The organism is Streptomyces sp. NPDC005017, from assembly GCF_042873115.1.
Lineage (GTDB): Bacteria > Actinomycetota > Actinomycetes > Streptomycetales > Streptomycetaceae > Streptomyces.
The window spans coordinates 1-23510 of sequence record NZ_JBIALD010000038.1 but is presented as its reverse complement, the minus strand read 5'-3'; the positions used below and the strand labels follow the sequence as shown (position 1 = coordinate 23510).

At 67.8% G+C, this 23510-nt stretch carries 13 protein-coding genes and 3 pseudogenes; 8 read left to right on the top strand and 8 right to left on the bottom strand.

All coding sequences use genetic code 11. The annotated features are described in order from the left end of the window. The first annotated feature begins 35 nt into the window (after positions 1–35). The 4 genes from ACFYR0_RS35385 to ACFYR0_RS35370 are packed head-to-tail and all read left to right on the top strand — an operon-like array spanning position 36 to position 4931. On the top strand, positions 36–881 hold the full coding sequence (locus tag ACFYR0_RS35385) for a hypothetical protein (RefSeq protein ID WP_389337676.1): 846 nt from the start codon (positions 36–38) through the stop codon (positions 879–881). Between the two features lie 48 nt (positions 882–929). Beyond that, the gene (locus ACFYR0_RS35380; RefSeq protein WP_389337673.1) at positions 930–2075 is read left to right on the top strand and encodes a hypothetical protein; all 1146 of its coding nucleotides are present in this window, start codon (positions 930–932) and stop codon (positions 2073–2075) included. Beyond that, positions 2072–3580, top strand: a complete 1509-nt coding sequence (locus ACFYR0_RS35375) for a hypothetical protein (RefSeq protein WP_389337670.1) — start codon at positions 2072–2074, stop codon at positions 3578–3580. Before ACFYR0_RS35380 ends, ACFYR0_RS35375 begins: the two co-directional genes overlap by 4 nt. After that, on the top strand, positions 3570–4931 hold the full coding sequence (locus ACFYR0_RS35370; protein ID WP_389337667.1) for an AAA domain-containing protein: 1362 nt from the start codon (positions 3570–3572) through the stop codon (positions 4929–4931). Before ACFYR0_RS35375 ends, ACFYR0_RS35370 begins: the two co-directional genes overlap by 11 nt. Before the next feature lie 97 nt (positions 4932–5028). Here the strand turns inward: ACFYR0_RS35370 and ACFYR0_RS35365 are convergent. Further along, positions 5029–5843 (bottom strand): annotated as a pseudogene (locus ACFYR0_RS35365) (3'-5' exonuclease); the annotation flags it as partial. Here ACFYR0_RS35365 and ACFYR0_RS35360 point away from each other — a divergent pair. After that, positions 5814–6002, top strand: coding sequence for a hypothetical protein (locus tag ACFYR0_RS35360; protein ID WP_389337723.1), 189 nt, complete (start codon positions 5814–5816; stop codon positions 6000–6002). The pseudogene ACFYR0_RS35365 and the gene ACFYR0_RS35360 sit on opposite strands and share 30 nt — an antisense overlap. 433 nt (positions 6003–6435) lie before the next feature. Here ACFYR0_RS35360 and ACFYR0_RS35355 read toward each other — a convergent pair. Further along, positions 6436–7635 (bottom strand): annotated as a pseudogene (locus ACFYR0_RS35355) (IS3 family transposase). Between ACFYR0_RS35355 and ACFYR0_RS35350 the strand changes: the two are divergent. Then, positions 7631–8380: pseudogene (locus ACFYR0_RS35350) on the top strand (ISAzo13 family transposase); the annotation flags it as partial. The pseudogenes ACFYR0_RS35355 and ACFYR0_RS35350 overlap by 5 nt on opposite strands. A gap of 401 nt (positions 8381–8781) precedes the next feature. Here the strand turns inward: ACFYR0_RS35350 and ACFYR0_RS35345 are convergent. From ACFYR0_RS35345 to ACFYR0_RS35335, 3 genes are all read right to left on the bottom strand, one after another. Next, on the bottom strand, positions 8782–9063 hold the full coding sequence (locus ACFYR0_RS35345; protein WP_389337664.1) for a hypothetical protein: 282 nt from the start codon (positions 9061–9063) through the stop codon (positions 8782–8784). Beyond that, positions 9060–15647, bottom strand: coding sequence for a polymorphic toxin-type HINT domain-containing protein (locus ACFYR0_RS35340; protein ID WP_389337720.1), 6588 nt, complete (start codon positions 15645–15647; stop codon positions 9060–9062). Before ACFYR0_RS35340 ends, ACFYR0_RS35345 begins: the two co-directional genes overlap by 4 nt. A gap of 438 nt (positions 15648–16085) precedes the next feature. Next, positions 16086–19562, bottom strand: coding sequence for a LamG-like jellyroll fold domain-containing protein (locus tag ACFYR0_RS35335; protein ID WP_389337661.1), 3477 nt, complete (start codon positions 19560–19562; stop codon positions 16086–16088). A 638-nt stretch (positions 19563–20200) separates the two neighbouring features. On the opposite strand from ACFYR0_RS35335, the gene ACFYR0_RS35330 reads away from it, so the two are divergent. Beyond that, positions 20201–20956 (top strand): calcium-binding protein, encoded by a 756-nt coding sequence (locus ACFYR0_RS35330; RefSeq protein WP_389337658.1) that lies wholly within the window; start codon positions 20201–20203, stop codon positions 20954–20956. Between the two features lie 16 nt (positions 20957–20972). Here the strand turns inward: ACFYR0_RS35330 and ACFYR0_RS35325 are convergent, their stop codons facing one another. Together ACFYR0_RS35325 and ACFYR0_RS35320 are read right to left on the bottom strand one after the other, a co-directional pair. After that, positions 20973–21281: a helix-turn-helix domain-containing protein gene (locus ACFYR0_RS35325; protein ID WP_389337655.1), complete on the bottom strand. Its 309-nt coding sequence runs from the start codon at positions 21279–21281 to the stop codon at positions 20973–20975. 69 nt (positions 21282–21350) lie between these two features. Beyond that, positions 21351–21644, bottom strand: a complete 294-nt coding sequence (locus tag ACFYR0_RS35320; RefSeq protein ID WP_389337652.1) for a hypothetical protein — start codon at positions 21642–21644, stop codon at positions 21351–21353. A 237-nt stretch (positions 21645–21881) separates the two neighbouring features. On the opposite strand from ACFYR0_RS35320, the gene ACFYR0_RS35315 reads away from it, so the two are divergent. Continuing rightward, positions 21882–22664 (top strand): DUF5707 domain-containing protein, encoded by a 783-nt coding sequence (locus ACFYR0_RS35315; RefSeq protein ID WP_389337649.1) that lies wholly within the window; start codon positions 21882–21884, stop codon positions 22662–22664. A 341-nt stretch (positions 22665–23005) separates the two neighbouring features. Here ACFYR0_RS35315 and ACFYR0_RS35310 read toward each other — a convergent pair whose 3' ends face one another. Beyond that, entirely contained in the window at positions 23006–23341 is a 336-nt protein-coding gene (locus ACFYR0_RS35310; RefSeq protein WP_389337646.1) for a hypothetical protein, read from the bottom strand. Positions 23342–23510: the final 169 nt, after the last annotated feature.

Genomic DNA, 23510 nt, shown 5'->3' with positions numbered 1-23510 from the left:
CTGGAAAACTCTGGAAGTCTGGTAGCGTCTGGGTCATGAGTGATCCGCTGGACGCCCTGGAGAAGAGCATCGGCACCCTGCGCCGCGCGATCCGCGACGCCTCCGCCGCCGGCGACACCGAGCGTGCCGGCGAGCTGCGGATGCAGCTGCGCCGCGCCGAGCGGGCCTGGGACGCCCTCATCGACGCCGACGAACCGGCGGCCGCGCCGCCCCGCCCCGCCCCGGAAGCAGCCCCTGCCGCCCGGGGGGCGCAGCTCCCGGCGCGCGAACACGTCCACCGCGCCCTGATGCTGCTCGGGACCCCGGCCGCCCCCAAACTGATCGTCGGCGTGCACGAGGCGTTCTTCCCGGGAGAGCTGTCCGCGTCTAAGCTCTCCAGCCTGCGCCGGGACGAGGAGCGTTCCTACCGCTCAAGTCCGGGTGCCCGCCCGTACTACCTGTGCCCGGCACTGGCGCACGACCTGCTGACACCGGTGCGGGCACTGATCACCATCAGCACCTGGACGCTGGAGCAGCGCATCATCGGCCCGCTGTCACCGCGCGTGGACTTCCTCACCAGCGCGATCAGCATCGCCGAAGCGGTGCACACCGCAGCCGAGTCCACACCGGACGGGCCCAGCCCGGAGGCCCTGCGCCTACTGTGGCGCTTCGCCGTCAACATCCCCGACGCCATGCCGAGGAACGCCTCCGGTCACGAGGGCGCGCTGGAACCCCAGCAGGTGATCGGCGCCGCCCAGGCCGAACTAGACGTGCATACCGGCACCGACCGCGCCACCCGGGCGGCAGTCGCACGGCGAGCCCGTAAGTCCCTCGGGGACGACGGACAGCTGTTCGGCGCGCCCCTGCAGGGCGTCACGCATCTGCGGTCGGCCCGCGCCTGACTCCCGTCTCCCCGCAGCCCCTTCTCCTCCGCAAGGATCTACGAGACCGTGAAAAACCCAGTCGACGACCGCCTCGACGCACTGCGCGGATCCGCGAAGCGCCTGGACTACAACGCCAGGTCGCTGGCGGCCCTGGAGAACAACCCGCGCTGCACGCTGCGGGCCCTGCTGGACGCCTCCGGCTCCGACAAGGCCGCGATCGCCACACACGTCGGCCATCCCCCGTCCTTCGGCCAGTCCTCCTTCGCCATCACCCGCGGCAACGCCTTCGAGGCGATGGTGAAAGACAACGGCTGCGCGGAGCTCCTGCGCGTCCTGCGCGAGACCCTGGAGCTGACACTGCCGGAGGTGGGCTACGAGGACCTGAACGACGTCGGCGGCGACGGCCGCTCCAAGCAGCGCCACGAGCGCACCGAAGAGGTCCTGCTGCAGGCCGCCCGGGGCGAGGGCTACGCCACCTTGTTCGACCACCCGATGCTGCGCCTGCTGATCGGCGGGCACAAGGTGTACCTGGAGCCCGACCTGGTCGCCCTCCGCATCGACGGGCGCTTCCACGTCGTGGAGATCAAGAGCTTCCCGATCATCGACGACCAGGCAGACTCCACGCAGGTACGGGCGGCGACCACACAGGCATGCGCATACATCATCGCGCTGCGCGACCTGCTCGGGCGGGCCGGCATCGGCGAGGAGGCCGTCTCCGACACGATCGTGCTGGTCGCGCCGAAGGACTTCACCAACCGGCCGACCGGCGCGTTCGTCGACGCCCGCAAGCAGGTGGCCGCTCTGACCCGTCAGCTGTCCCGCATCGAGCGCATCGGAGACCTGGTGGACCTGCTCCCCGAGGACCTCACCTTCGATCTCGACCCCACCCCTGACAAGAACAAGCAGCCCCGGCGCCCGGCCGAGGAGCTGACCGAGGCACTGGATCAGGTCCTCGTGGCGTACCGACCGGACTGCCTGAGCCACTGCGAGATGGCGTTCTACTGCCGCTCCCGTGCCCGAGCGGAAGCCTCGCTGGATGTCCTCGGGCCGGCAGTGCGCGAGCAGTTCGGCGGCATCGACACCACGACCATGGTCATGGGACTGGCACGCGGAGAACTGACACCGAGCGAGGACCAGGTGGAGATAGCCGCGGCCCTACGGCACGCCGCACGGCTGCGCGCAGAACTGGAAGACCTCGGGGGTGCGGCATGAGCACGCTGTCGGCGCTGGCACACGTGCAGGCGATGGAGACGATGCAGGCGGTGCCCCGGACCGAGTTCCGGCACTGGCACCTCTCGGGCCGGCCACTGGTGATCGTCCCGCTGGCCATGGCCGGAGAGGCCGGGGCTCCCCTGGCCGCCATGGTCGGCTCCGCCAAGAGGAACGGAACCCTGCTCGTCGTGGCCCAGCCCCGCAACCGCGACCAGCGGTTCGCGTTCGCCGCCGACCTCGGCCGGATCGTGATGAACTACATCGACTCCTTCCGCCAGGACCGCCGCGGGGAAGGCGAGCGTTCCCGGTACACCGACGCGCCTCAGATCCTGGTGCCCAACGCCGGCGGTGTCAAAGCCCTGGCCGACCTGGGCCGCATGTGCCGCTTCCGCGCGACGTCCGGTCCCTACGCGGTGCCGGACGTCGTACCGGAGTTCGGCATGTGGCTGACGTTCCTGGTCGACAGGGCCGAACAGGCCAGCACCTCCACGATGCTGCCCGTCACCGCAATGCTCACCGAGCACTGGGCGACCGGCCAGAGCACGCTCGAGGATCAGAACCTCGCCTCCCTGATGGCCTGGATCGCTCCCCCGCCGGGCCTGAGCGTCGAGCAGGCCATGGCCGATGCCGAGAACCCGGACGTGTGCCCGCCGGCGGGCCCGTCGACCTCCCCAGAGTTCGACAACCGCGACCTGGCCCCGGCGATCAGAAGGTTCGACACGGCCCACACCCTCGGCGACCCGCATGCGCTGGCCGCCGCCGAGACCGAACTGCGGGAACTGATCGCGGGACAGATCCAGCCCACCTGGCGCATGGTGTGGCAGGCCATATCACTGCTGCGCTCCGTGCCCGAGGCACCGCGGACCGCCAAGCGCTTCGAAGGCGACTGCAAGGCCTTCACCAAGTACTCCGACTACCGGGACTCCGACGGCCTTCCGCAGCGCAAACGGGACAACGCGATCGGTGCGGCCCGGCGGCTGGGCTGGCTGGAGCACGCGCTGGCCGAATTCGAGTCCGACATGGCGTTCGACGATCGGTTCGTGCTGGCCGATCGGCGCAGCGCCGGGGAGGCGTTCGCCGGGACGGTCGTGGAGGCCGACCCTGGCCGAGTGGTCACCACGGACAAAAACAGGCGTGTGCCGCGGCCCCGCGTCACCGTCCGCACCGAGGATCCCGTGCGCCTGGCCGCCGACACCAAGCTGATCAGCCCGTCCCTGCCGGCCGGACACAAAGCCATGATCGTCTCCGTCCTCTCCGACGGCGGCACCACACGGGTCATGGTGGAGATCACCGGCGGCATGGGACGCAGCCGCGTCCCGCAGCAGGGCACCGTCCCGGAACTGGGCCAGCGCATCGCCTACCTACCCGATCCGGGATGGCGCCCAGCGCCGCAGTTCCCGGCCTCCGACGCCACCCCGTGGACACACAGTGCCGCCGACGAGAGCGGCACCGACTCCGTCATACCCGAGGACGCCGCCGCAGAGGAGTGGGGCAATGAGGACTGACACCAGCGCGACGCCCGAACCAGCCGCACCCAACCCTGCAACGGCCGCTGCCGCTGCCACCGAGGCGATCCTCACAGACATAGCCGACAGGCGTCACAGGGCCGTGATCGTCGACTCCCCGCCCGGCGCTGGCAAGAGCACTCTGGTGGTCCGCGCCGCCCAGGAACTCACCGAAGGCGGCGAGCGCCCGATCGTCGTCGCCCAGACCAACAACCAGGTCGACGACCTGGTCGTACGTCTGGCAAGGGAGCACCCCGGCATCGCCGTCGGACGGCTGAGTGCCACCGGCTACAACCCGCCGCCGGTCCTGAATGCCCTGACGAACACAACCGTCGGCCGCACCCTGGCCGACCTGGCCGGCTGCCGGATCATCGTCGCCACCGCAGCCAAGTGGGCCACCGTCCGCGACGCCACGTTCGGCTGGGCGATCCTGGACGAGGCCTACCAGATGCGTTCGGACATGCTGCTGCAGATCGTCGAACGCTTCGATCAAGGCCTGTTCGTCGGCGACCCGGGCCAGTTGGACCCATTCACGATCGTCGGTACCGAGCGCTGGATCGGGCTGCCGCACGACCCCACGCAGAACGGCGTCAGCGTAATGCTGCAGCACAACCAGAACATCCCCGTACACCGGCTGCCGGTGTCCTGGCGCCTGCCGCTCTCGGCCGCACCCACCATCGCCCAGGCATTCTACCCGTTCACCCCCTTCACCTCCGGAACTGGCGACGACACGCGTGCCCTGGAGTTCCGCACCGCCGGACTCGCCCGCACCGACCTGGACGAAACCCTCGCGGAGGCCTTCACCACCGGCTGGGCACTGCACGAACTGCCCCGCCGCCACGTCCCGCGAACCGACACCGAGACCCTCCAGACCGCCGCCGACCTCGCCGGTCGGCTGCTGGGCCGCGGAGCGGTCGCCACCTGCGAACGCCACCCAGGCGGCCGGCCCCTGGAACCCGGCGACATCGCCATCGGCGTCGCTCACCGCGACCAGGCCGACTTGGTCCGGACCGCGCTGGCCCGGACAGGCAACCCCAACGCGCCAGGCGTGGCGGTGGACACCGCGAACCGGCTGCAGGGCCGCGAGTTCGAAGTCGTCATCGTCGTGCACCCGCTGTCCGGCCGCCGAGACGCCACAGCCTTCCACCTGGAAGCCGGACGACTGTGTGTCCTCGCCTCCCGCCACCGGCAGGCATGCATCGTTGTCACCCGCGAAGGAATCGCCGACCTCCTGGACAGCCACCCCTCGACCGACCCCGTGCATCTGTCCGTGCCCGCCAAATTCCCCGACGGCTGGGAAGCCAACCAGGTCATGCTCGCCAAACTCGCACTGCATCGTGTCGCCGCGTGACTTCGACACAGGCACCCCGGCCCACAGGTAGGTCGGTCGTCCCACGACGACCACGGTGGCACCCACAACCGTGAAGCGCTGGCTCGATGCGCGTTGGTCACCCAGGGGAGCCGTCCGGATGGTCCGGAATCCAGGACAGGCCGCCGATGTCAAGCCGGTGGCGGGTACGGGTGACGGCGACGTAGGCGAGGCGGGCCTCGCCGTCATCGATGGGACCGGGCACCGGGCGGCCGTTGTCATCCTGCTGGTCGCTGTCTTGGGGCGGGGTGAAGTCGTCGGCGATTTTCACTCTGGCCCATTCGCGTCCCTTGGCTTTGTGGGCGGTGGAAACGGTGACTTCGGCCTGCTGTTCGGGGACGAGTTGGGCGACCGCGGCCAGGATGGCGTCCGTGCCGTGGGTGTCGACCAGGTCGACGAACGACTGCAGGTCACGTCCGGCCGGGTCGTGGGCGGCGTAGTCCTGCAGTTCGCCCCAGGAGGGGAACAGGAGCAGTTCGGGGTGGGTGGTGCGGCGGCCGTCCTTCAGGTCACGGGCGGCCTGAGCCAGAGCGCGCAGGCTGTCTCCTTCCCCGGCCAGCCCGACCCGGTGTCCGGCGGCCAGCAGGTCCATCGCCTGGGCCATGGCCCCGACGTTGGTCCTGCACAGCACCGCGTCGGGCCGGGTGAGGGGACCGAGTTCGGTGGGCACCGCATCGGTGCCTGTGAGGCGGAGGGGGGCGCCGGCGATGTGCAGCCAGCGGTTGGCCTCTTCGGCCAGCAGCGGGCCGAAGCGGAAGGACCGCGACAGGGCAAGCTGGGTCCGTCGAAGCCGGTCATGACGTCCTTGGCGCCCCGCCACTGGTAGATGGCCTGCGCGGAGTCGCCGACCATGACCAGCTGGGCGTGCCCACGCTGAGCGAGGAAGACCTGTTCACTCTCCTGGACGTCCTCATGCTGGGCCGCACAGGTCCGCAACCCGCCGCCGGCTCAGGCTCCCCCTACCACCTGGTGCCCACGAGACGCTCCCTCGCATTCGACGAGGTGTTCGGAACCATGCAGCGTCGGCACACCCCCCAACTCGGCGCCGTCTGACCCGGTCGGCAGCGAGCCAAGCAAGGCCGCTCCGTCTTCTACACCGCCCTGGAGATCGCTGAGGCTGCCCTGCGGGACGAGTCAGAGCCACTGCCCTCCGCCTGACAACCACTCTCGAGCGAGAGCTGCGTTGAACACTCGCAGGCCCGAGGTGCTCAACTGCCTGATGCCACTGTGCTCGAGCGTCAGGCTGCACGGGATGCTGCAGACTCGGGATGCAGATGCCGTACGGCCTGGCGACGGTCCGGTGACGCCGACAAGAACAAGTAGCCACCGGGCGCCTCCGCGGAACAGCACGCTTGTCCACCAACCGTCGACGCATCAGGGATTGAGCGACGCGCGGCACTCCGACACCTCCAGCGTCTACTCGACGCCCAGGATGTCCACGACGGCCCCGACGTCAGTATGAACCGCCCTGGGTTCGGTAGAGACGTCAGCTTGTGGTTGTGACCTGGGGTTTCGTGAGTTCCGTGTAGTAGTTGGTCTCGTACTCGACAGGTGGGACGTGGCCTATCTCACCGTGGAGTCGTCGGTGGCAGTACCAGTCGATCCATTCGGCGGTGGCGAGCTCAACCTGGGAGAGGGTCTTCCAGGGCCGCTGCGGTTTGATCAACTCCGTCTTGAACAGGCCGATCGTGCTTTCCATCAGGACGTTGTCGTACGCATCGCCGACAGATCCGATCGAGGCGGCGATGCCGGCCGCGTCCAGGTGTTCGGCCAGCTTGAAACTGGTGTACTGGCTGCCCGCATCGCTGTGATGTATCAACTCGCCGCGAGCATAGGGATATTCATCGCGGTCACGCTGCCACAGTGCCATCTCCAGAGCGTCCAGGACGAGCTGGGTCTCCTTCGACGTCGCGGCGGACCAGCCGACGATCCGGCGGGAGAAGGTGTCCACCACGAAGGCGACGTAGACCACCCCGGCCCAGGTCGCCACGTGCGTGAAATCCGCGACCCAGCTCGGCCTGCTGGTCCGGAATCGTGGTGAGGACCCTTCTACCGCGGACTGCGCCGGCTATACCCAGCTCGCGCATCAGCCGTTCGACGGTGCAGCGAGCCACCGTGTGGCCCTGCCGGCTCAGCTCCCGCCAGATTTTCCGGGCCCCGTAGACGCGGTAGTTGGTGGTGTGGACCTGGCGGATCAGCTCCTTGAGTTCCGCGTCCCGCACGGCACGGGCAGACGGGGCAGCCAGGCGTTTCTTGTGGGCGTAATAGGTGGAAGGGGCGATCTTGCAGTCGTGCCCGGTGAGGGTTCTGCAGATCGGCTCGACGCCGCCGAAGCGGTCCCGGTGCTCGTCGATGAACGCTACGAGCGCGTGTGTGGCCGGTCGAGCTCGGCCGCGAAGAAACTCGCCGCGGCCTTCAGGATCTCGTTGGCCCGCTTCAGCTCGGCGTTTTCCTTCTTCAACGCTTTGAGCTGGGCGGACTCCTCCGTCGTCGTCCCCGGACGCTGCCCCGCGTCGATCTCGTGCTGCTTCACCCAGTTCCGCAGCGTCTCGCGGGAGCCGATGCCGAGCTTCTCGGTCACCGCCTGCAAAGCGGCCGTCTCGTTCGGGTGATCGTCGCGCACCTCGGCGACCATGCGCACCGCACGACGGCGGAGCTCAAGCGGGTAACGGGAAGGTCGTGCCATGACTCGATCCTTTCATGAAATCGAGTCTCCATTCGAACCGGGGCGGTTCAAACACCGGCTGTTCTCCCACATCACGATGAACTGGCGCGGCAGACCGTTGACCAGCCATGAAGTCATCGTGAACAGCGTCGCCGCGACCACCACCCGCACCGGGCTGACCGTGAACGCCGATCTCGACACCGGCACCTACCCCACCGGTGTGAGGGTCGGTGACCGACAGATGGACGCATTGCCGCTGGACCGGCACGCCTGGCACGGCGACTGGAACTACACGCTGCGGCCCGAACCCTACGCCGAGATCAACGAAGCCCCGGACCCCTTCGACCGGCCCAGCCCCGACCTCGCCTGGCTGCGGCATCCGGCGTTCACCGGGCTCGACCCGGCAGAGTGGGACACCCTGATCACACGGCTCCTGACCCTCCACGACACCCAGCGCGAGGGACAGCTCGACCAACGACGCGGCCACCGCCCCCGCGTCAAGGGCGACGGCACCACCGGCCGCCGACCTGTCCTCACCCTCGCCGTCCTGCTCCACCAGCGACTCGGTCTCCCGCAAACCGTCATCGCCCGGCTCTACGGCGTCACACCCTTCACCATCAACCGGCGCATCCGCGACGTCCGCCAACTCCTCCAGGCTGCCGGCCACACCATCCAGCCTGCCGAAAACCAACTCCCCGACCTGGACGCCCTCCACGACCTCGCCACCAGCCACGGAATCACCACGGAGATCAAAGCTACGGGTTGATGATCTGCAAGCCCTAACGCACCGGCGTTGCACTCAAGGGGACGCCATCGGCCGCCCACTCGGTGCTGGCCGCAGCGCTGACGAAGCTCGCGGTCCTGGACCCGCCCGCCCACGGCAACCTCCTGCGCGTCCATCTGCCCGCCCGTCGCGTCACCCATCTCAGGCCCTGCATCGCCCACCCTCTTGCGCAGCCCGGACGCTGCGGCGCCCGTAAGTGAAGAAGGTTCGTGCCACCCATGGCAACCCTCAACGCGGACACCCTCCGGCAGCGCGGCTGCCATCCAGTAGCACCGAGCCATCTCCCACGACGCCGATGGCCCGACGAGGATCTCGTGGGGCCACCGGCGTCCGGCCACGTTGCCGTCAGCATTGCCGTCAAGGGCGCGAAATTGCACCGAGAATTACCTACCCAGAATACGCCGCATCTTCTGGGCGATCATTCCTGCGGCGACTCTGACTTCTTCATCTCCAAGGAGGCCGCCTGCGATTTCTTCTTGTTCCCCGCAATAGTCACAGGCTACATGGAACAGCTCCTCCGCAAGCTCAAATTCCTCGACGGAAGCGAACGACTCGGCGTAGTGCTTGTGCAGAGGAAGCAATACAGCCTCGAATTCCGACGGGGATATTCTCTCTTCCGCTACAGCAGAGGCGAGGACCAGATAAGGATCGAGCTTCGCCGTCACAGAACACCATCCCTCATCAGGTAGTAGAACTGGTCAGTCCCTATTTTCGACTTCCAGGCTCCGAGCATCTTTCCTGAATCTGGGTCGACTGACACATGCCTTCCGGTCTGCATATCCACGTAGTGGATGGCTGGCTGCTTCCTGAATGTCCCACTCATTCGGATATTACCAGGGTTCCGCGTAAATTCCCCTAGCATCTGGGCATAGGCTTCCTTGTTCACCCGAGTATCCGTCGTAGGCCAGTCGAAGTCGGCAGCGTGCTTGAAGTGATGGTTGAGCCTATTTCTATCAATCCAAATCGAACCACACCCGGGGCCACTGTTATGCACCAGTACCGGCGTTTTACCCGCGAGTACATAGTACGTGTGAAGGTCATCGACGGTGAGATTGTAGGTGCGGGCCGGCCGGGAGAAGGCGCGATTGGCGATCACGACGACGGTGGCCCCGGCGTCCGTGAGCAGGGTCATGCCCGCTTCGAGGTCTGCCGCGTCGATCCAGCGCCGTTCCGACGGCGACCAGAACGGGTGCTCGTGAGTGGCGGTCAGTTTCTCGATGCCGCCCCTTGTTGCGATGGAAAGCTCGTTGAAGTGCTTGTCACCGTCGGTGACAATGAGGCTTGTGACACGTCTGGACCCCGACTCCCCCGTATCGGGGTCAGTGGCCTCTATCTCGTCTCCGATTTCGATGTCCTCGATGTCCTTGGTGGTTCCGTCGGCCATGAGGACATCCGTCCCAGCCAGGAAGCATCGAACGCAGCCACTTATCGGAAATCGTGTGCGGTTTGGGGATCGGGTGCGGAAAGGTGTGTGACCTAGTATCGATGCAGCGAAGCTCGGTATCTGATAGGCGCCACTTTCTGTGTTGTAGCCATGACTCGCGACCCACTGATCGAACTGTGTTCCGTAGTCACAGCCTGGTGCGCCCGCCCCGCCATTCCAGCAGTCGTCGTCCACGAGCCAACCGAAGTATTCGGCTGTGTGCGGCACATTACTGACTACACCGTAAAACACCTCACCGACGCCGGAGCAGACACTTGACAGAAAGCCCCACGAGTCACAGTCCTTCGATCCCTTTTGTTTGCCGTTACTCGTCTTGGATGATGTGCCGTCCTTGTCACCAGTCCCCGACTTCTTGCTCCCAGAGCTTCCGCTCGTGGAGTAAAGGACCTCACCGTCATCGCCGTAGCAATTCGACGTGGTGCACCCGGGTCCGTTGTCAGCGGTCCATACGGTGTCCTCGCCATTCGCACCGCACCCGTCGCAGAACAGTCCACTTGGGTCACTGCCTGTGACGGGGTTGTTGTTGCTGTAGGCGTAGCCGTTGATCTGCTGGGGGTCTTTGAGGTCGCCGATGGGGTCGACGCTGATGAACCGTCCGGTGGTGGTGTCGTACTCGCGGGCTCCGAGGTGGGTGAGGCCGGTGGGGTCTTCGGTGCCTGCGACGAAGCCCTTCTCGCCGCGCCAGGTGGCGGGCTTGGTGCCGCGGTCCTCGCCGAAGGGCTCGGTGGGGCGGCGGGTGAGGCTCTGGGTGGTGGCGTCGATCTGGATGTCTGCGGTGCCGTGGTGGTCGGTGGACAGCCACGTCAGGCTGGTGGGGGTGCGCATCGCCACGGTCTGGCCCGCGTGGGTGTAGTAGCGGGTGGCGGTGACGTTGCCGCTGGTCTTGTCGAGGCGGAGTTCGGTCTCGGCGAGGTAGAGGGTGGTGCCGGTGGCGTCGCGGCGGATGAGCCGGTTGCCGTCGCCGTCGTTGAGGAAGGTGGTGGTGGAGCCGCTGGCTTCGGTGACCTTCTCCAGTTCGCCTTCGACGTCCCAGTCCAGGGTCTGGGTGGTGCCGTTGAGGTTGCGGGTCTTGGTGGCTCCGTTCTCCCAGTAGGTGTAGCTGTCGCTGGTCCGGGTGCCGGAGGCCAGGCTGGTGACCGTGTTGTCCAGGGCGTGCGGGCGGGTCTGGCCGGTGGTCTTGTAGGTGTAGTCGGTGGTGGCGGGGCCTCCGGTTGCGAGGTGGTCGGTTGCGGTCTTACGGTTGCCGGCCGAGTCGTAGGTGAAGCTCTGCCAGTAGGGTGCGCGGCCGCCGGTCGTGCTGGTGGTGGGGGCGGTGGTGCAGTCGCCGGTGGCGGTCCAGGCGGTCTTCAGGCGGCGATGGCCGTCGTACTCGAAGCACTGCTTGTCGCCGGGGCTGGTGGAGCGGTCGTCGATCTCGGTGGGGTTGCCGGCTTTGTCGTAGCGGTAGTAGATGTCGGCGTCGGTGCCGGGGTGGGTTTCGGAGACGACGGTCTGGCGGGCCAGGCGCTGGGTGCCGTCTTCGTAGGCGTAGTTGACGTCCGTCCAGTCGGCGGTGGTGGACACGCCCAGGGTGGTGCGGATGTGCTCGCCGGCCGGGAGGTAGTCGGTGTTCTGGACGAGGCCGGTCAGGCCCTGGAGGGTGTCGGGGAGCCGGGTGGGGGTGTAGCCGTAGGTGAGGGTTTCGGCGGCGAGGCCTCCCATGGCGGGGATGGTGCGCTTTTGCAGGGTGCCGTCGAGGTTGTAGGCGTTGTTGATGGTGTAGTAACCGGCGCCGGCGAGGGCGCCTTCCTTGGTGCTGATCGTGTACTGCTCTTTCAGCACACGGTAGAGCTTGTCGTAGGCGGCGTTGGTGAGGGCGTAGACGTCGCCGGTCTTGCCGCCGACGTAGCGGATGCTGGAGGTCAGCTGGCCCTTGGCGATGGTGTCGTAGGACCAGCGGGCCAGGATCTGTGCGTCGGACGGGATGGGTACGCCGTTGACGACGGGGACGGCGCCGTCGGTGCGGGCGGTCTGGCGGCCGAGGTCGTCGTAGGTGTAGCCGACGGTCTTGTTGCGGGCGTCGGTGGCAGCCACGACCTGGTCGAGGTCGTTGTAGGTGGTGGTTGAGTCACCGGCGTCGGGGTCGGAGGCGCTGGTCTGGCGGCCGAGGAAGTCGTAGCGGTAGGACCAGGTGTTGCCGTCGGTGTCCTTGACGATCTTCAGGCGGTCGGCGTGGTCGTAGAAGTAGTCGAACTTGGCGTAGTCGGTGCTGACGGTGTTGCCGTTGTACTCGCGCTTCTCGGCCAGGCGGCCGCGGGCGTCGTACTCCTCGCGCACCGCGGGGGCGCCGTCGGGGGGCACAACGGTGGTCGCGTTGCCGTCGTAGGTGGTGGTGGTGCGGGAGTGCTCCTGGCCGTTGACGAGGATCTTGTTCACCGTGGGGCGGCCCGCGCCGTCGTAGGTGGTCTCGGTTCCGGCCGGAGCGGCGGTGGCCAGGTTCTGCAGCGTTCCGCCAGGGGCGGTGGTGTCGATGAACTGTGCGGCGGTTTCGACGGCGAGACCGCGGGTGTCGTACTTGGTCTGGGAGATCACCCGGCCGGTGCCGCTGGCGGCGGGCACCTGAACCTGTCGCGGGCGCAGCAGTGCGTCGTAGATGGCGTACTGGGTGAGGTAAGTGGTGCCGTCGTTGTTCAGGGACTTGGTGGCGACCCAGGAGGCTGCGCTGGCTTGCACCTTGTATTCGAACTTGTGGTTGGGGGTCTGTCCGGCCGCACGGTCGCGGTCGGCCAGCCAGACGTCGGTGAGGCGGCCGAGGGCGTCGTAGGCGAGTTCGGTGCGGTTTCCGTTGGCGTCGGTGCGGGCGAGGTCCACTCCCCAGTCGGGGGCGTGCTGGGCGGTGGCGGTGTGGCCGGCGGCGTTGGTGGTCACGGTCTGAGTGACGGGGCCGCCGGTGGCCGGGGTGTAGTCGATATGCTTGGTTCTGGTGCCCTTGGTGTTCCAGGTGTCCGTCGGGCGGCCGAGCGTGTCGTATCCGGCGGTGGTGACGGTCTGGTAGCTGCCGCTGGCGTCGGGGTTGTAGCCGGTGAGGCGTTCGGTGCGGGTGGCGTCGCCCTTGGTCGGGGCTGTCGCGTAGGCCTGGCCGTCGTAGGAGATGCGGGTGTCGGAGACCAGGTCGGTGGTGTTGGGGTCGTTGGTGCGGCTGGTGGGTGCGGTGCAGCCGGCGGAGACCTTCTCGACCCGCTTGGGGTAGGTCAGCATCCACGCGGTGTCGTTGGTGGCGTACCAGGTGCGGGTGCAGTCCTTGGCTCCGCCAGCATCCGTCTCGACCGTCAGCGGCAGGCCGCTCTTGGTGTCGTAGGTGGTGGCCGTGGTGGTCGTGATCGTGCTGCCGCTGTTCAGGCGGGTGCGCCTGGCTTGGGTGCCGGTGCGGACCAGGTAGCCGTTGACGGTGCCGTAGGAGTGGGTGTCGCTGGACTTCTTCACCGAGAACGGTGTGGTGACCGTGGCGGTGACCTCAGGGCCGGTGGTGCCGTTGTAGCTGATCTGCTCGCGGAGCTGGCCGGCGAACTGTTCGGAGTCGGTCTGGGCCACACCTTGCGAGTCGGTGATCGTCTCGCTGCGGGTGGTGCCGTCGGCCTGCTTGTCGCCGTGCATGCCGCGGTAGTACAGGGAGGTGGTCTTGGAGCGGGTGCCGGAGGCTTCGCCGGTGGTGGTGGTGACGGTGTTGTAGCCGCGCCAGATGCCCCAGGTGCGGTACTTCGCCAGCGAGATGGGCGATTGGTCGTCGTACGCCCAGGCGCCGCCGCCGGTGTAGGTGTAGTTGGTCTCCTTCAGGGGGGCGCCGCCGGTGGGGTCGGACTCGGTGACCTGGGTGACGACGTACTTGTGGAAGAAGTCGGTGCGCGGCTGCGGGTCCGTGCCACCGGTGGGGTTGGTCGGCGGGATCCACTTGACGGGGTAGCAGCGCTTGGTGTTCTTGTCGAGTGCGGTGGGCAGGTTGGTGTCGGCGATGCACTCGGGGGCGGAGTAGTTGACCGTCATCACCGAGCCGGTCTCGGACTTGACCTCGCGCACGCGCCATTTGATGTAGGGCACGACGTCGTCGCCGGTCTTGTCGACACGGTTGTGCATCTGGACGCCGGTGAAGGTGACGGCAGGCAGGGTGATGGGGGTGGCACCCGACTTGCCGGTGTGCTGGATGCTCTTCAGCCACAGGCCCGCCGCGGAGCCGTCGCCCGGATCGGGGAAGGAGTGCTCCATGTGCCAGGCGTTGACGTCGCGGTAGTCGGTGTCCACGCCGGTGCCAGTGCCCTTGTACACCTGCGTGGTGACGTCGGTCAGCCGCTTGCGGGTGAAGAACGACGGCGCGTTACGGTCGGTGCACACGGTGCTGGCGGCACAGATCTGGTCGAACGGCACATCGGGCCAGGCGGCCTTGTTCGTCTCGGACAACGTGGCACAGGTTTCCCCGCCCGTGACGGGCAGGCACCGTTCGGCGACGCTGAACTTCACACGCGCGGCCGGGGGCTTGGTGTAGACGGAGTCGGAGCGCTGGCCGTAGTCGATGCGGTTCAGCCAGCCGCCGCGGTGGTAGTAGGTGCCGTTGCCGGTGGAGGCGTTCTTGGCGTAGTAGTTGCCTTCCTTGGAGTACCAGTAGCTGGTGACGTTGCCGTGCGGGTCGACGACGTAGTCGAGGTTCCAGCGCCAGGCCTGGAGCTTGGCCCGGTTGGCGAAGCTGGTGCCGGCGGAGTAGCCGGGCTCGCCGGTGTCGTCGCCGAAGACGGGAACGACCCAGACGGAGTTGGTGACCGGGTCGTCGGCGGCGGTGCCGTGGTCGGACCAGCCGGGCAGGCGGTTCTTGCCGAACACGTACTGGGTGCCATCCGTTGCGGTGATGGTCCAGTGCTCGCCCTGGTCGCCGCCGGTGCCGGTGTCGCCGTCGTCGCCGTTGACCGCGCCGGTGGCGAGGGTGACCTTCTCACCGTCGTCGTTCTTCAGGTGCCAGCCGTTCGCGTCCTTGATCAGCGGGCTGGACTTGCCGTTCAGGACGACCGAGGCGTTGTGCTCCTTCCAGCACAAGTCCATCTTGTCGTTCTGGCCGTCGTCGTCGCAGGAGGCGTAGGAGCGCTCGATGTACGAATTCGGTACATCGAAACCCTCTCCCACCCAGGACGGCTGGCCGGAAGTCGCGGAGGTGCGTCCGTCGACACTCTGCGCGGAATAGCCCAGCGACACAGACGGGCTCGACCCGGCCGGGGCGGGGACCGCGTCCATGGGGTAGGACCAGGTGAAGTCGCCGTTGGAACCGCCGCCCGCCCAGGTGGAGGACACCGACAGCGGGGTGGCCGTGTAGCTGCCCTGGTCGGAGGAGGCTCCCGCGGCCAGCGCCACGACCGTGGTCGTCGCGGCCGCGCTGGTGGCCTGGCGGGTGGTGACCTGCGTGGTGAGGGTGCCGTCGGCGGTGTCGTTGCTGGTGGGCAGGACCCTGGTGGTGCGGCACTGCGGCTTGCCGGGCGTGGTCAGCGCGCATGCGGGCAGTTCGACGGCGCGCAGGCGCGAGGCCCAGGCGCCACCGTAGGCGTTCGCGAAACCGCTGTAGTCCACGCTCAGCGACAGGCTGGAGGGAGCGGTTCTGCCGTCGGCACGCTGTACGGACAGCACCAGGCCCTCGATGCCCAGCTTGCCCGCCAGCCTGCGGTCGGCGACGGTCACCTTGGCCCGGGAGGGGGCCCGCCCAGCCGAGGCCGGCTTCGCCTTGGCCTTGGCGGTGGTCCGGGACTCGGCGGGGGCGGCCAGACTCACCGGCAGGCTGCTCGCTTGGGCCATGCGGCCTGCGGCTGTGGAGATTTCGACGGTGGCGGAGCCGGGGGTGGGCCAGAGGGGTTTGGCTGCGGCCTGCTTGCGGGTCCTGGCTGCAGCTGCGACGGCCGGGTCGGTGCTCTTGTCGGCCTTGGCCTTGAAGACGGCCGCCCTGCCGTACTCCGGCTCGGGCAGCTTCGTGTGGCTGCGGCCGGCGGCCTCCTGGGCGGGGGCGGCACCGAGCAGGGTAGCGATCACGGCTGCAGTGACAGGCAGACTGACCGCTGTCAGTCTGCGCCTGCCCGCACGCTGCCATGACCACGAGGACAGCGCGAATCTGCGCCTGTTCACAGTGGGGTTCCTTCAGTCGTCAAACGAAACGGTGTGCCAGGCCGGGAACGGCCCGGCACACCGCAAGGGATCACCGCTGCACCCCACGAGGGTGCAGCGGGTGTGAGGTGTCGGTCAGCCGATGTCGATCGGCGGCTCGTCGGACAGCGACAGCTGAGTGATGTCCTGATCGGACAGCACGCCGGCGTAGACGCGCATGTCGTCCAGCAGGCCGGGCAGCCCGTAACCCCAAGCGCCGTTGTCGTGGCGGCGGCCGTAGCCCATCATCAGCGAACCCGTGGGCTGGAAGAGCTTGTCGACCAGGACGCCTTCTTCGGCGCCCTGTCGTTCACCGGTGATGTACAGCTTGGCCGACTGGTTGGCCGAGTCGTACACGCCGACGACGTGGACCCAGCCGCCGGGTGGGTTTACCTCGTCGGAGGCAATGGTGGCGCCGGGGCCGCCGAGGACGTCGGTTTCGTAGGTTCCGAAGTTCCAGGTGCCGGCGGACTGTCCTGCCGACTGTGCGTACCACAGGCGGTAGGAGTTGCGCTGTCCGCCGGGGTGGGCGAACACGGTGGGTGCGTAGGCCCGCGTGGTGTCTTCCAGGCTCTGGGTGTCCAGGTTGACCCAGCCGGCAACGGTGAAGCTGCCGGACTCGTCCACGGGGACGGTGGCGGTGAGGTGGCCGCCGGACGGCTCGTGGAGTTTGACGACGTTGCCGTGGCCGTAGTCGTCGGTCGTGGTGAAGGTGGCGCCGGGCTGCAGAGTGGCGGTGTGGCCACGGCCGGTGCCGTCGGCGACGGTCGTCGTCCCGGAGGTGTCGTCCATGGTCCAGTGGGCGAGCAGTTCCGGTCGCGGCTGACCGGTGGCCGGGTCCTCGATGTTGACCAGCGAGACCAGTTCGTCCTGGTAGACCACCCGGTTGTAGGCCTGGATGTGGTCCAGGTCGCCGCTGAAGTAGGCGGCCGGGCCGGCTGTGCCCTTCATCCGGCCGATCTCGAAGGGGCCGTTCGCCGCCCACGGCGTGGTGTAGGAGGCGGAGGCCTCCAGGCGGCCATTGACATAGAGGCGCATCTCTTGTGCCTGCCGGTCATAGGTGGCCAGCAGGTGCGTCCACGCCCCGACCACCGGCGACGTCGTGGACGTCGCCCGCACGATCGTGACACCGGATGAAGCGTCCTGGTCGTAGCGGTTGAACACCCACTTCCCGACCGAGGGGGAGTAGTACAGCGCGAACGCACCGACGTTGACGCCGTTCTGGTTGGCGATCGTGCTCATCAGATCGGTTCGCGACAACCTCGCCCAGGCGGAGACGGAGAAGCTGCCCGTCGTGTCGACGACCTTGCTGGAAGTGGCTGCGTAGCTGGTGCCCGTTCCCTGCCAAGCGGCCCCGTTACGGCCCTTCGCAGCCCACGACGCGGTGTCCAAGGCAAGCGGGTGGCTTGTGTCCTGGGAGTTGGCCGCGGTGGTGCCGGTGTTCTCGTTAAGCTGCCACGCCGCAACCGGCTCCGCCGGCTTGGCGACGTTGAACAGGTAGTCCTTGGTTGTCCCCCGGTTGCCTGCGGCGTCATAGGCCCACACACGCAGCCAGTTCGTCAGCCGCTTGGTGGGCGTTACGGAAACAGTGTGGCTGTTCGTGTTCGCGCTGTAAGTCTTGTCGTCGATCGTGATGCCGTTCAGCTGGACGATGTAGCGGCGTACGTCCGTAGCACCAACGGTGATCTTGAACTGGCCGGTCAAACCGACACTGCCGGCCTCCGGTGATCCGTCGCAGGTCTCTCCCGCACACTCCGGGTAGACGTTGTTCACGGACGTCACGGTGGGCTGAGGCGGCCCGAGGCTGTCGATCTTGAAGTAGCAGAACGCCGACCAGGGCCCATACACGTACTCTGTGGTCCCGCCGTAGGTGACCTTGTACTGAGTACGGGCGCGGAAGTGATACGTCTGCTGGTTGGCCAGGGTCGGCTGCCAGGTGCCGGCGGTTCCGCTGGCTGTCCACGTCGAAGGCCGGTGGGGCGTGGGAGACGTGCTGCTGCCGGTGTACAGCTCGAAGTCCGGGCGCAGCACGGCCTGCGAGCCGTCAGCGGAGGTGGGGGTGGCGGTGAACCGCGGGGTGGTGTCCCGGATGTAGGGGGCGGAGCTGGAGGCCGAGCACGAGGTGTTCGGATCGGCGATCTTGACGTAGGACGGCGCGGCCGTCGGGACGGTCACATAGGTGATCGACAGCTTCGGCATGCGCTCGGCCGAGATGCGGTCGTCCTTGGGGGACATGAACTGCTTCCACGCCAGCGGATCGGTCTCCGAGGCGCGCAGTCCCAGGGTGGTGGTGGTGCTCTTGGCCTTGGCCGTGTACGTCACGGCGGCGGTGGCGTCGAATTCCACCGAGCCGTCCGGGCAGGAGGAGGAGAAGCCCTTGGCGGCAGACACGGTGTCCACCAGCGCCTGCCACGACGGCTGGCTCGACCACGTGCGGGCCGAGCTGATCGTGGACGTGCGCCACAGCTGGATGTCCTGCTTAGTGCAGTTGGCCGACCAGATCTCGTACGCCGAGAAGTCGGCGTCCAGTATCTTCTTGCCGGCTACCGCCCGGGTGTCGAACTGGAACAGCGAGCGGGACTTCTTGTTGTCCACGTACGCGTCGTAGCCGACGCCGAGTGCGTGGCTGGTGCCCCAGAACGAGGTCGTGGAAAGGTTCGACCACAGCGTGGTCCAGCCGGTGAGCTTGGCGGACACCGTCGGCGGGTCGATCACGACCGGGTAGGAGGTGTCGGGGTGGTTGAGGAAGTCCTGGTCCGGCACCACCGTCAGCTGGTCGGCGGTCAGGGTGGCGTCCGCAACGGCCGTGCGGGACTGGGCGTCCGGGGTGACTGCCTCGACCGGGTCGACGTCAGCGGAGGTGTCGGCGTCATCCGCTGAGCCGGTCGAGCCCATCATGGTCGTGGGGCCGGTCGGGGCGGCCGCGGGGCCGGAGTCCCACATCAGCGGTGAGGCGCTGACGAACGCGGGCCGGCCGCCGTCGTCGACCAGTGCGGTGACACCGCCGCTGGTGCGAACCTCGAGCCCCTCGGTGCGCACCGGGTAGTCGATCGTGCCCAGCGCGGCCGCGGCCTCGGGCGTGTGCACTACCAGGTTCTGCGTGAATCCGTCCGGCAGAACCTGCACCACCAGGTCCACATCCGGGCGCACCTGCCTGTAGACGGCGTGCGAGCCGTCCAGTTCAGGCTTCGGGAGCGGCCACGGCGAGAACACTTCGTAGGCACGGCCGTCGCGCTGGAACCGCACCAGCGGCTCCTCGCTGCCGCCGCCCGACAGGGCCACATCGTGCGCGGCCTTGGGCTCCAGAGAGCCGTCGGCCTGCTGCACCAAAGTGGTGTCCACCGGCGTCCACACGCCGTTCTTGCGGACCCGCTCGACCACCGCGGAGGACTCCGCGGTGAACGTGCCGTCCGGGTTCGCGAAGACCTGGTTCGTCTCCGTCGTCCAGCTCGCCACCGCGACCCGCTGACCGGTTGCGACGGCCTGGCGGGAGGCCTTCTGCTCAACCGACTCCGCCGGAAGGCCGTCGTCCTCCCAGGACGACAAACCCTTGGCCTCGTCCGTCGCCGACACGGTGGAGGTCCCGCCGATGCCCGTGTCAGCACCACCGCCCCCCTCATCCGAACCTGCCGCCGCTGTGCTACCGCCCAGCACGCCGGCGATCACGGCCGCCGACACAACGGCCCCCATCGCACCTGAGACCGGCCGCCGCCAGCGGCGCCGGTACTCCCCCACTCTCATAGTCCAAACCCCAACTACCCGCGAAAATGTATAAGTTGAGGCAGGTTAGGGATCGGGTAAGGAAACGATCAAGGGGAAGGAATCAGCCCAAGTAGGCGCTTGTATGAACGAAGCGTGACGGCAGGTCAGCTGTGAAAAGAATCGCCGATGTTCCATACAACCATTACCGATCTTCGTCACAGCAAACACAAAGGTCCGCCGGGGAGCGGGCCCCGGCGCACTCAGAGGACGCGCCGGTACCTCAGCATAGAAACCAACGTCCGCATGCATCCGCCTTGTCGGCAGCTGACACCCGGCTCCCTCGTCGTCGATGCAAACGAGCGAACTCCACCCCGGCTGGCCGCGGCCGCCTGGCGAGACGAAGTTCCACCGCCCGATGGTCGGCCGCGCGGCGGCTAGCATCGCCCCGCTGCTTCGGTTCTCCCTGATCATTTAGCTCAGGGCCGTGCGTTTCATCTGAGGGGTTACACATGGGCAAGCGTGCCGCCGCGACTGTCGTCGCCTCACTCACGATCCTGTGCCTGAGCGCACCGGCGGCTGGCGCAGAGACCCGCCTGGGCGACACGCAGATACTCTCCGCGTCCGTCAACGGCGGCAGGGCTCTCGTGATCGGCACTGCCGCACAGGCGTCCTTCCCCGTGTCCGTCACGGCCAGTGACCCGGACGGCATCGACTACATCGACGCCTGGCTGTACCGGGGTCCCAGCACCGCACCGACGGCCGGCCTGGCAGCGCCGAGCAGCCCCGTGTGCACGGCGGTTGACGGGACCACCACACGGTGCACCTTCGGGTTCGTCATGGGCGAAGGCTGGCTGCACAACGCCGACGCCGGAACCTGGCGCCTCCACGTCAACGCGACGGCCAAGGACGGCGACTACCACCGCAAGGCAGCGGCGTCCGTCAGCGTGCTCCGCAGCGCGAAACTGACCGCCAACGCCGCCCCCGAGCCCGTGGCCAAGGGCAGACCGATCACCGTCACCGGCGCCCTCAGCCGCGTCAGCTGGGACGACTCCGCCTACCACCGCTACGCCGGCCAGCCCGTACGCCTGCAGTTCCGCACCCCCACCGGCACCTACACCACCGTCAGGACCGTCACCGCCAGCTCAACCGGCTATTTGAAGACCACCGTCACCGCCACGCGTGACGGCTACTGGCGCTACAGCTACCCCGGCAACACCACCACCGGCCCCGCCAACGCCCCCGGCGACTACGTCGACGTACGGTAACCCCAAAACGGGCGGGCTACCGGAGAACGCCTGCAAGGCTGCGCGGGCCGGCTGCGATCCCGGCGTCTGCGCCGACGGCGGATCCGACTTCGCCGCCCTCGAGGAACCGGCCCGCGCAGCCCTCACGAAGCACCGCCGGCTTCCCAGCCATGCGTGGCAGGCCCCCTGGCACCAGCTCTGCTCCCAGCTGCGCGAACCGGTTCCCGCTCAGCCTCGGAAGCGGCATAGGCCCCTGCGACCGCAGGGGCTGCGGACCGTCCTCGTCCCATATCTGCCGCCACCGCTGTACCGACCGGACACTGACCCGCAGGTCCTTCGCGATCACCGAGCTCGCCTCGCCGTGGGCGAACCACTCGGCCGCCTGAGCCGCAGCTCCTCGCGGAACTGCTGCCGTTTAGCTTCTGTAGGCGTTGTTCATCAGATCCTCGAAGGACCGGTAGCGGACCGCGCCGGGCAGCCAGTGGGCGGCGTACCAGGCTTCCCACTCACCGTCGGCGGTGACCACGCACGGGTTGAGAAGATAGACGTCCGTGGCTTCCCGTGTATGACTGATCTTCAAGGTGTGCGGCAGGTACTCGGGCCGCAGCGAGACCGGGTCCTGGGCGTCGCCGTAGACGAAGTAGTCCTCGTCGTCGACCCGGAAGTCGGCATCCCAGGCGGAAAGGCCAGCGGCCGCCGACCGGGTCATCCGGCTGCCTCGTCGGCATGGGGCCCGTGGGGGGCCGGGCGCGCGGGATATCTCCCCCGGGACGACGGCCGGGGCTGCCCATCAGCATGTCTCGGCAAGCCAGTGCAGCCACTGTCAATGAGGCGTACAACCATTCATCCGTGCAGTCGGTCTGATCACGGAGTCTCCACGCTCGCCCGCTGTCGCGGGCCTGCCCGAGGCCTTCCTTGCGACAGGCCCCTACACCTGAGGAACCACATGCACAGATTTGTCACTGCGGCCGCCGTGACGACCTGCACCACTCTGGCTCTGGGCGCTCTCACCGTCCCGGGCGCGCAGGCTGCGACGGGGCCGACGATCACCAAGGTGGTCGTCAACGCGGGCAGGAACATCGTGGTCGGTCCGAGCGCTGCTACGACCTTCACCGCGTCCGTGACCGGCTCGGACCCCTCCGGCGTCATCTCGACCGGGCTGTACCTGTGGTACGGCAGTTCCCCCAGCCAGTCAAAGGGCCAGATCGACATCGTGGGCGAGACGAAGTGCACCGTCGTCAGCACCACGACGACCACCTGCACCTTCTCGCTCCAGGTCATGGCAGATACCAGGGGATACGGCAACTCGGTGTCCAACTCGCTCGCGGGCAGCTGGCACGTCTCCGCCTGGGCCTTCTCCAAGAACCGCGTACAGACCGTGGACGACACCTACACCACGGTCAAGATCCAGCGGGCGGCCCGGCTCACCGTCAACGCCGCTCCCGAGCCGGTGAAGAAGGGCAGGACTGTCACGGTCACCGGCGCGCTCTCCCGCGCGAACTGGGACGCCCACAAGTACGCGGGCTACGCCGGGCAGTCCGTCAAGCTGCAGTTCCGCACGAGGTCGAGCACCTCGTACACCACGCTCAGAACCGTCACGACCAGCAGCACCGGCACTCTCAGGGCCCTCGTGACCGCAACGGCCGACGGCTACTACCGGTACTCCTACGCAGGCAACTCGGTCACCCCGGCGGTCAACGCCACCGGCGACTACGTCGACGTGCAGTAACAGTGTCGTCCGCTCGTACGGTCACCGGTCGCCCCAGCCCGGTGACCGTACGGCTACATCTGGTGAAGCAGGTGACGGGTGTCAGGGGCGCCGTGGCACCCGGCTTTTCGCGTGTGGTGCCGGCCGACGAGCCGGGGACCCTTGCCGCCCGTCGCGAGATCAGTGACGTAAAGGCCCGTGAGCAGGAATCCGAAGAGGAAGAGCAGGCGGGAGGCGCTGCCGAAGGCCGGCTATCGTTTCATGCGGACTCCTCCAAGTGCAGGGGCTTGAGGCGAGGGGGCCCGCCGATGGCCGGAGGGCGGCCAGCAGCAGACCGCTCCTGACCAGTTAGTTTCAACCCGTCAGGTGCTGAGCGAGCCGCACGCCAGTCGGTAGGCTTCCTGGATCCAGGGCTCTTCGGTGCGGGGCTCCACGCCGCAAGCCAGGGACGCACCTCTGTCGCCGAACCAGGTGGTCACACTGCCGTAGACATCACGGCCGGGGCAGGTGATGGTGAAGCTCGCGTCGACGACCTGGACTGCGCCGGCCTCCCCCAAGCGCCCCGCGTGTCCGAGGGAGTCCGCCTTGACGGGGTAGCGCCGGCGATCGGCGGACTCCTCACCCGGCGCAGCCAGTTCCTCGACGTCCCACCACTTGAGGTACCTGGCGAGTGCGGCAAGGACCTGACGCTCTGACACTCGGTCGTCACTCGTGCTGATCTGGGGCACCATGTTGCGCACCAGGCCCGGGTGGAACGTGACCCAGCCGTCGTTCTTAGACGCCGTTTCTAATGGCGTGCTCGCTCGTTGAGCCGTGCATGACTGATCTAGTGGAGCGGTTGGTGCCGGACGAACTGTGGACGCTGTT